Genomic DNA, 8,867 nt, shown 5'->3' with positions numbered 1-8,867 from the left:
CATCTGGTGGACGAGGCGAGCCGCGCCGCCGAGATAAGCGAGCGGGCCATGTCACGGGTGCAGGATCAGAAGAGCCAGACCGATCAGGTGGCCGCCGCCATCACCGAGTTGGAGGTGAGTGCCACCGAGGTGGCGCGCTCTACCGACGGCACCAAGCGCGAGGTGGACCTGGCGGACGAAGAGGCCCGCGCCGGACGCAAACAGGTGGCGACTACTCGCCAGATCACCGAACAACTGGCGGGTGCCATGGAAGAGGCGGTCGGCATCACCCACAAGCTGGGGGAATTCAGCGACAACATCGGCAGTATCCTCGACGTGATCCGCAGCATCGCCGAGCAGACCAACCTGCTGGCGCTGAACGCGGCCATCGAGGCGGCCCGGGCGGGGGACGCCGGTCGCGGCTTCGCGGTGGTGGCGGACGAGGTGCGGGCACTGGCGAACCGGACCCAGACCTCGACCGAGGAGATCCAGGCCATGATCGAGAACCTGCAAAGTTCCAGCAAGCACGTGGTGGCCGTGATGGCACGCAGCCAGGAGCAGACCCAGGATTGCGTGGCCCAGACCCGGGTGATGGACGAGGCGCTGCAATCCATTGCCGAGCGGATGAGTGCCATCAAGGCGATGGCGGATCAGGTGGCTCATGCCGCCCAGGAACAGATCTCCGTGAGTCAGGGGGTTGCCCGTCATGTCGCCGGCATTGCGGATGTGGCTTACGAGACCGAGCGGGAGGCGCGGGAATCGGCCAGCAGCAGTGAGGTGCTGGCGGATCTGGTCGCCAAGCAGCAGCAATTGATCGCCCATTTCAAGGTGTAGGAGGACTTATGGCTAACAAGTGGATCGGGGCCCTGAGTCTCCTGTTGTGTGGCCAGCTGATGGCCAGCGAGCTGGTGATAGAGAGCTGGCGCATAGATGACAAGGCCTTGTGGGAACAGAAGATCATTCCTGCATTCGAGGCCGCCCACCCGGGTATTCAGGTGAAATTCAACGGGGTGCAGAACGTCGAGTACATGCCGACCCTCTGGGCCAGCCTCAAGGCGGGCAAGGCGGGGGATCTCATCACCTGCCGCCCGTTTGACGACTCCCTGGCCCTGTTCAAGGCGGGCCATCTGGTGGAGCTGAGCGAGATGGCGGGGATGGAGAACTTCCCGAGCTTTGCCCAATCCCCCTGGCAGACCGACAGTGGCGCCCAGACTTTCTGCGTACCCATGGCATCGGTGATTCACGGCTTCTTCTACAACAAGAAGATTTTCAGTGAGCTGGGGCTGACGGTTCCCCAGACCCGCGAGGCATTCTTCGCGGCCCTGGACAAGGTGAAGGCGGATGGTCGCTATGTTCCCCTCGCCGTGAGCGGCTCGGAGAGCTGGGTTGCCTCCGAGCTCGGTTTCCAGAACATAGGCCCCAACTACTGGAAGGGGGAGGATGGTCGATTGGCGTTGATCGGGGGCCAGGAGCGCTTCAACAACCCGCAATACGTCAAGGTGTTCGAGGAGCTGGCCCGCTGGCGTGACTACCTGGGGGAGGGGGGCGAGAGCCGCGACTACGCCACCACCAATGAGCTGTTCACCTCGGGCAAGGCTGCCTTCTATGCGGCGGGATCCTGGGAGATTGCCCCCTTCACCGGCAAGGTGGACTTCGGTGTCATGCGCCCGCCCGTGGCAAAGCAGGGGGATGGCTGTTTCTTCACCGATCACACCGATATCGGTATGGGGATGAATCCGGCCAGCAAGAACAAGGAGGCCGCCATGACCTTCCTGCAGTGGCTGACCACTCCCCAGTTTGCCGAGCTCTATACCAACTCGCTGCCCGGCTTCTTCTCGCTCTCCAACCACTTCTTTGAAGCCACCAATCCGGCGGCCAGAGAGATGATGGAGTGGCGGGATCAGTGCGATTCCACCATCCGGGTTGCCACCCAGATCCTCTCCCGCGGCACTCCCAAGCTCGGGGATGAACTGGCCGAGGTGAGCCAGCAGGTATTGCTGGGAACCGTGGCACCCAAGGCGGCGGCCGATCGCCTGGAACAGGGGTTGAAAGGGTGGTATGCCCCCCATCAGGGCAACCAGGGCAAGGGACAGGAGTGTCAGTGTGAGGCGAGCGTGCCTGCCGTCCCTGTGTCGGGTGCCATCGGGACCGAACCTGCTGCACCTGTGGTGCCGGATGGACAAGCGCCTTCCGGAGCAAGCGCGACCCAGCCTCCGTCAGTACCGGTGTCCGGAGCCGTCGCTCCAGCGCCTCCTGCCGAAGTGGAGGAGGCGCTCGCCAGCGAACTGGAGGGGGCACAGCCCTGATGGTTCACCATGAAGAACGGGAGGCCTTGGCCTCCCGTTCTTCATCTGCGTGATGACCTGTCATTCCCGTGGCAAGCGGCACAGGCTGCCAATACGGGCCACCGGCACGAAACCCAGAGTGCGATAGACCCGCTGGGCGTGATAGTGCTCGTCTGCCACTATGATGAGCGAACTGGCCCGTGCCAGTCCCTGGCGTGCGACCTGGCTCAGCAACAGACGACAGAGCCCCCGGTTTCGCCACTCTGCGTGCGTGCGCACCAGTTGAAAGCGTCCCAGGGGGCCGGTGAAGAAGAGTCCGCAGCTGGCAACCAGTTGATCCTGGTGCCATAACCCCCACCACTGTCCGAGCCCGTCATCGATCATGGCCTGATAGAGCTGGCGGCGTGACAAGAGATAGGGAAGATAGCGCTCCTCCGAATGGGCGGGATCCCGCTCTGCCAGCTCGAAGGCGAGCCACTGATCCCAGTCCGCCGCGGTGAACGGGCGAGCCGGGGCCAGGTCGCTGCCGGTGGGAGCTTGCCACTCCATTGCACCCAGCGCCAGTACTACGCACTCCATGTATTGGTATCCAGCCGCCACGAACCCGGCGACCCGGCTGTTCTGGCCTGCGGCGAGAGGCCACTGGAAGGTGCGGTGGCGGATACGGGGGTCCCAGCCAATCAGCCTGTCGAAACTGGCCTCGAGCCAGCCCTTGTCACGATCGCTTGGGGGAGTGGGCAGCAGCAGGTAGTTGCCGAAGTAGTAGTCTGGAGAGCCCGGGGTGCGCACGGTCCAGAACGCATCATGATCCGTCACCTCGCCCTGATAGCGATCGAACAGCAGATCGGTGGCAAAACCGGGGTGATCTTCCATGATGGGGCTCCTGCAAACGCTTGAATTGCTTATCGGCAGGCGGGGAAAGAAGTTAAAAAAAGGCCGGGAAACCCGGCCAAACAATCACACGCAGATTCAGAACGTCCAGGACGATCCGCCCGCATCATAGCGTGCCTGACAGCATTTTGGGATGGGGTCGCTCATTACTTAGGTTGAATTGCAAAATAAAAAAAACGGCAATCCCCCTTGTCGCTGACAAATCGGTATTGACTTTGATCCGTTTTCTCATAAAGATAGAAAGACGTTTAGACGTCCAAACATCCGTTTTGGCGTGAAGGAATGGGTTGCAGGACAGGGAGAGAGCAGATGGGATTTCACAGCGCGCGTCAGGTTGAGGCACTCAACCAGAGTTTGGCGGATCTGGGTGGCGACATATCGGTCAGTTTCGAGTTTTTCCCGCCCAACAGCGAAGGGATGGAGAACACCCTCTGGCAGTCCATCGAGCGCCTGCAGGTGCTGGAGCCCAAATTTGTCTCTGTGACCTATGGCGCCAATTCGGGCACCCGGGACCGCACTCACAAGGTGATCAAGGACATCAAGGAGCGTACCGGCCTCATCGCCGCCCCGCACCTGACCTGTATCGACGCCAGCCGTGACGAGCTGCGCACCATTGCCCGTGACTACTGGAACAGCGGCATTCGTCACATCGTGGCCCTGCGCGGCGACTTGCCTCCCGGTCTCGACAAGCCTGACATGTATGCCACCGACCTGGTCGCCCTGCTCAAATCCGAAGCCGATTTCGACATCTCGGTCGCCGCCTATCCGGAAGGCCACCCCGAGGCTCGCAGTGCGCAATCCGACTTGCTGAACCTCAAGCGCAAGATAGATGCCGGTGCCAACCGAGCCATTACCCAGTTCTTCTTCGATGTGGAGACCTATCTGCGTTTTCGGGATCGCTGCGCCGCCATCGGTATCGATGCGGAGATCGTGCCGGGGATACTGCCGGTCTCCAACTACCAGACCCTGGCCAAGTTTGCTGGTTTCACCAACGTGAAGATCCCGCGCTGGATGCACCAGCGTTTCGAAGGGCTGGAAAACGATCAGATGACGCGCAACATGGTGGGAGCCAGCATTGCCATCGACCAAGTGCGTGTGCTGAGTCAGGAAGGGGTGAAGGATTTCCACTTCTATACCCTGAACCGCTCAGAGCTGACCTACGCCATCTGTCACACACTGGGTGTGAGGCCGAAAGGTCAGGCCTGATCCGCGGCTCTGATACAGAAAAGCCAATGAGTCTTCTCATTGGCTTTTTGTTTTGGGCGACAGTCAGGGCCGGGTTGGCTGGATCTCCCTGGGCTCGAGATCGATGACTGCATTGCCGGCGGCACCGGGATACTGGTGATAGCTCTGGTCCTGCTCCAGGGTATAGAAGGTGTCGAGGTAGTCGTCGTTGTTGGTCATCCAGGAGTCCGGGAGTGCCTTGACGATACGACCGCCGAGGTCGAGGAAGGGCAGGGCCTCGGGTACGCCGCCCGCAGTGAAGCCGAGTTTGAGTGCGTCAATCAGGAGGGCGCTCAGCTCCTTGTAATTGACGTTGTCATCCTGCTCCATCATGACCACGTCGACGGCTCCCCAGCGGTAGCGATCCCAATAGACCAGGATCTGGTTGGGGGTGTAGTCGGTGTTGTCGTAGTCGAGATAGGGCATGTCGACGATATCCACCACGGGCTCGTCCCTGCCAGGATTGACCCCGGCCACGACGGCATAGACCTCGGCGGCGCCCAGCAGCCAGGGCTCCTGATCATCGTTGAGCCTGATCTTCTTGAGAATGCTGGTCTTGAGGGGCGTGGTGTTGCTGGTGGCACGGGGCGTCACCTGCATGTCGGCGGCAGCCAGCGCCTTTCGCATCACCTTCAGGCCGGCATTCTTGGCTTTGACCGGATCGGCCTCCACCACCAGTACCGGCCGCGCCGGCGGCTGGTTCACATCGAGATAGATCGGGTTGCCGGCGCTGTCGAACGCCTCGATGGCGCTCCAGCTCTTTTCGTCACCACTTGGTATGTAGGCAACCAGTGGCTCCACCCCTTGTTGCAGTGCATCCGCCTGATCCGGATTGGCCAGCCGCAGTTGCATCAGCTCCCTGACCTCGCCATCCAGCCCTTGCCGACTGATGGCCGCCTGGTTGGCACCCCGAGCCTGACGCTTCAGGCGGGGGCTGGCCTTTTGCAGCAGGTTGGGCAGCGGGCTCTGGTATTCCTGACTGTTCAGGAGTGGCAGCAGGTTCTTCTGCTGCAGCGCGAGCTGGCGTGCCAGCTCCCGATCGGTGTCGGCAGCCTGGGCCGTGGTGGCGCCCAGCAGTGCCAGTAACAAAATGACAGCCTGATTCCTCATCTTCGTTCTCCAGTATTGAGTCTGACCACGGCGCTTGTCGGGAAGGATCTGCGCCGTTTTGTCACTAGAAAGGAATAAGGTTCATATGTGAACGCTTTTCTCAGGATTATGTGCTGCGTCTCACTGGAGTCTCCCCAGATGGTCAGGTCAGGCACGGAGCCGGTTGACTTGATGCAATGTCACTCCGATCAGCAATCCCCAGCAGGCAGACCCGACCCCGAGCAGGGTGATCCCCGAGGCAGTCACGAGGAAAGTCAGTAGCGCGGCTTCCCGCTCCTCGTCCTGCTGCAAGGCGCTGTGCAAGCTGCTGCCTATGGTGCCGAGCAGCGCCAGCCCGGCCACGCAGGTGACCAGCACCGCAGGGAATGCGCTGAACAGGGCAACCACGGTGGCACCGAAACAGCCTGTGAGCAGGTAGAAACATCCAGCCCACACGGCAGCAGGCCAGCGTCGAGTGACATCGTGATCCACTTCCTTGCCCATGCAGATGGCGGCTGTGATGGCGGCCAGGTTGAAGGCATAGCCGCCAAACGGTGCCAGCAGCACGCCGATGAATCCGGTCCAGCCAATCAGGGAAGAAGTGGCCGGTTGATAGCCGTGGGCGCGAAGGATGGCAATGCCCGGCATGTTTTGCGAGGTCATGGTAACGAGAAAGAGCGGGAGTGCGATGCCGAGCAGGGCGTCGATGGAAAAGGCTGGCGAGATCCAGACCGGGGTGGAAAGTTGCCAGTGAACCTCGTTGAGTTGCAGCTCGCCCCTCAGGGTGCAGAGCAGCATGCCGGCCGCCAGGACCAGCACCATGGTGTAGCGGGGCCAGAGGTGGCGACCCAGCAAGAAAGCCAGTAGCAAGGTGCCAAGCAGCAAAGGATCTTGCGGTGCCACCTTGAAGAGATCCAGCCCGAACCTGAGCAAGACTCCGGCCAGCATGGCGGCCGCCAGGGGGGCGGGAATGTGACGCATCAGCCTGTCGAACCAGCCGCTGATGCCGCAGAGGGTGATCAGCAGTGAAGAGATGATGAAGGCGCCGATGGCCTCCGCCAGACTGAAGTTCCCCAGGCTGGTGATGAGCAGAGCGGCACCCGGGGTAGACCAGGCCGTCAAGACAGGCATCCGGTAATAGAGGGAGAGGCCGATGCAGCTGACCCCCATGCCGATACCCAGTGTCCATAACCAGGAAGAGACCTGGGCTGTCTCGGCACCGGCGGCCGTGGCGGCCTGGATGATCAAGACGACAGAGCTCGTGTAACCCACCAATACGGCGATGAGTCCCGCGACCATGTGGGGGAGGGCTAGGGGCATGGGAAACTTCCTTGTGGATTCTGATAGCTTGTGCGCTATTGCGTACAATGTGGTTTTGACTATAACGCTGTGCGTTATGGCGCACAATATGGTTCGAAGTAATCGGAGAACAGATGCAGGAGATGAGTCGCTATCTGGCCCAGCGATTGAAAGGGCTGCGCACTGAAAGAGGATGGAGCCTGGATATGGCCGCCCGTGAAACGGGGGTGAGCAAGGCCATGCTGGGACAGATCGAGCGAGGTGAATCCAGTCCGACGGTGGCAACATTGTGGAAGATTGCCACCGGCTTTCGGGTCTCTTTCTCCAGTTTCATTGAGCCGACACCAGCGGCACAGGGAGAGACGGTATACCGTATTGCCGATGATATTCGACAGCAGCCGGCGGGAGAGGGGATGCAGGTTGCCCCGCTTTTCCCCTATGAGGCCCGCTTTGGTTTCGAGTTGTTCGAACTGACCCTGCTACCTGGCTACCAGCGGGAGTCAGAACCCCATGAACCCGGAGTGACCGAACATGTCATCGTCATCAGCGGTGTGATGGAGGTACTGGTTGATGGGGCGTGGCGTTCCCTCGATCAGGGTGAGGCCGTCCGGTTTGCAGCGGACCGTCCCCATGGCTATCGCAATCTTGGGGTCGCTCCCGCCATCTTCCACAATTTGATCCACTATCCGGCCATGGCCACGCGATGACTAGCCGGGGCGGCCATCCGCCCTGGGACTGGTCAGTATGGGGGTATAAACCCAGATGAACAGACCGTAGGCGGCAACCCAGCTCCATCCGCTGAGGTTCCATCCCGTGAGGGTGAGGTCTGGCCAAAAGAGGGGGAGCAAAACCCGCAACAGTGCGGACAGGATGACCAGTGCAAATGCCGCCGAGATCCTGCGCCCTATCTGCAGGGCTCTGCCACTGTGTCCGAGGGATACACGGGCTATCATCCCGAGGATCATGGCCCCCATGCTGCCCGCGCTGAACAGATGGCTGGCCAGTGACAAGGCAATCGGCCAGCCAGCCGTGCGTGCCGCCAGGGCGGTCAGCCCCAGTGGGATAAAGAGGTATGCCAGGTGAAGCGACCACAGCAGGGGCTGGGCCACCGTGGTTCCGGGTCGCCAGCGCAGCTGCCTGTAGAGGTGAGCCCCTGCCGCCACTATATATAGAGGGAACATCTGGATGCCGATGACCCACTGGGTCGGGAGTACCAACCAGAGCAGCAGGATGAGCCACAGAGACGCGAGGGCAATGCGCTCCAGCCACGGCAGTGGGAGTGCTTTTTCCGCCCCAGTGGCTCTGGCGGTGAAGAAGGGAATGACACGTCCTCCCATGACGGCAATCAGGGTCGTGAAGAGGAGCACGGTTGCAAGCAGGATATGTTCCACCAGTGGCCATTCGGCATGCCACCGCCAGCAAGCGGTATTGAGCAGGGTCAACACGAGAAGCAGGGGAACAAAAAAGAGATTGCGCCACTGGCGCGTCACTATGATGGGTCTGGCGAGAAACCACGTACAGAGGGGCAACCAGGCCAGGTCCATGACCATCAGAGTGACATTGCTTTCTCCAAACCAGGGGAGCAGGCCTCTCGGGATTGCCCACAATCCCACGACCAGTGCCAGCGGCCAACCGCGTACACCTGGGTGAGCGGTCCAGTTCTGGACGGCGGTAAGCAGAAAACCCGCCACTATGGCGGCACCAAAGCCGAACAGCATTTCATGTGCATGCCACCAGATGGGGTTGGCAATCCCGGGCAGAGCGAACCAGCTGTTGAGCTGCCCCAGCCAGCCAAGCATCGCCAAAGCCGAGAACAAGGCGCCGAACAGGAAGAAAGGCCGAAACCCGAGGCGGAACAGAGGAACGATTCTCTCCTCTTTGCGGCTATCCAGGATCTGGTGCATGAATGAAACCTTAATTGAACATTTGAAAAGCCAATTATAAATTGGCTTTTCAAATGTTCAATTTAAATCCAATGACAGCCCGAAATGGTGGTGATGCGAACGAAATAGAACCGCTTTGCTGTATATCTGAGCGAACGGTTCTTTTCGGTGAAAAAGCCCTTGTCATCACGGCGCGGCTCCCTATAATGCGCCCCTA

Annotated in this window: 8 protein-coding genes; 4 read left to right on the top strand and 4 right to left on the bottom strand. The window is 60.7% G+C overall.

Features of this window, described 5'->3' with window-relative positions; translation table 11 throughout:
- On the top strand, positions 1 to 813 hold an 813-nt coding region (locus AACR77_RS00705), incomplete at its 5' end, for a methyl-accepting chemotaxis protein (RefSeq protein ID WP_042879164.1).
- 8 nt (positions 814 to 821) lie between these two features.
- Positions 822 to 2,285, top strand: coding sequence for an extracellular solute-binding protein (locus tag AACR77_RS00700; protein ID WP_042864821.1), 1,464 nt, complete (start codon positions 822 to 824; stop codon positions 2,283 to 2,285).
- Between the two features lie 60 nt (positions 2,286 to 2,345).
- Here AACR77_RS00700 and AACR77_RS00695 read toward each other — a convergent pair whose 3' ends face one another.
- A complete protein-coding gene (locus tag AACR77_RS00695; protein WP_042879162.1) occupies positions 2,346 to 3,137 on the bottom strand; it encodes a GNAT family N-acetyltransferase in 792 nt (263 codons plus the stop codon).
- A 327-nt stretch (positions 3,138 to 3,464) separates the two neighbouring features.
- Between AACR77_RS00695 and metF the strand changes: the two genes are divergently transcribed.
- Positions 3,465 to 4,361, top strand: a complete 897-nt coding sequence (gene metF, locus AACR77_RS00690; protein WP_010674220.1) for a methylenetetrahydrofolate reductase — start codon at positions 3,465 to 3,467, stop codon at positions 4,359 to 4,361.
- A 63-nt stretch (positions 4,362 to 4,424) separates the two neighbouring features.
- Here metF and AACR77_RS00685 read toward each other — a convergent pair whose 3' ends face one another.
- Together AACR77_RS00685 and AACR77_RS00680 are read right to left on the bottom strand one after the other, a co-directional pair.
- Positions 4,425 to 5,489, bottom strand: a complete 1,065-nt coding sequence (locus AACR77_RS00685) for a DUF3103 family protein (RefSeq protein WP_042879160.1) — start codon at positions 5,487 to 5,489, stop codon at positions 4,425 to 4,427.
- Between the two features lie 147 nt (positions 5,490 to 5,636).
- Positions 5,637 to 6,788 (bottom strand): benzoate/H(+) symporter BenE family transporter, encoded by a 1,152-nt coding sequence (locus AACR77_RS00680; protein WP_042879157.1) that lies wholly within the window; start codon positions 6,786 to 6,788, stop codon positions 5,637 to 5,639.
- 113 nt (positions 6,789 to 6,901) lie between these two features.
- Here AACR77_RS00680 and AACR77_RS00675 point away from each other — a divergent pair, with 113 nt between their 5' ends.
- The gene (locus AACR77_RS00675) at positions 6,902 to 7,474 is read left to right on the top strand and encodes a helix-turn-helix domain-containing protein (RefSeq protein WP_042015843.1); all 573 of its coding nucleotides are present in this window, start codon (positions 6,902 to 6,904) and stop codon (positions 7,472 to 7,474) included.
- Here AACR77_RS00675 and AACR77_RS00670 read toward each other — a convergent pair whose 3' ends face one another.
- The gene (locus AACR77_RS00670; RefSeq protein WP_042879155.1) at positions 7,475 to 8,671 is read right to left on the bottom strand and encodes an NnrS family protein; all 1,197 of its coding nucleotides are present in this window, start codon (positions 8,669 to 8,671) and stop codon (positions 7,475 to 7,477) included. It abuts the gene before it with no gap.
- Positions 8,672 to 8,867: the final 196 nt, after the last annotated feature.

Origin of the sequence: Aeromonas sp. ZOR0002 (assembly GCF_963866995.1) — a bacterium.
In the GTDB taxonomy this organism is placed as follows: Bacteria; Pseudomonadota; Gammaproteobacteria; order Enterobacterales; family Aeromonadaceae; genus Aeromonas; species Aeromonas caviae.
The sequence above is the reverse complement of the archived record's forward strand: the minus strand, read 5'-3'. Positions and strand labels throughout refer to the sequence as shown.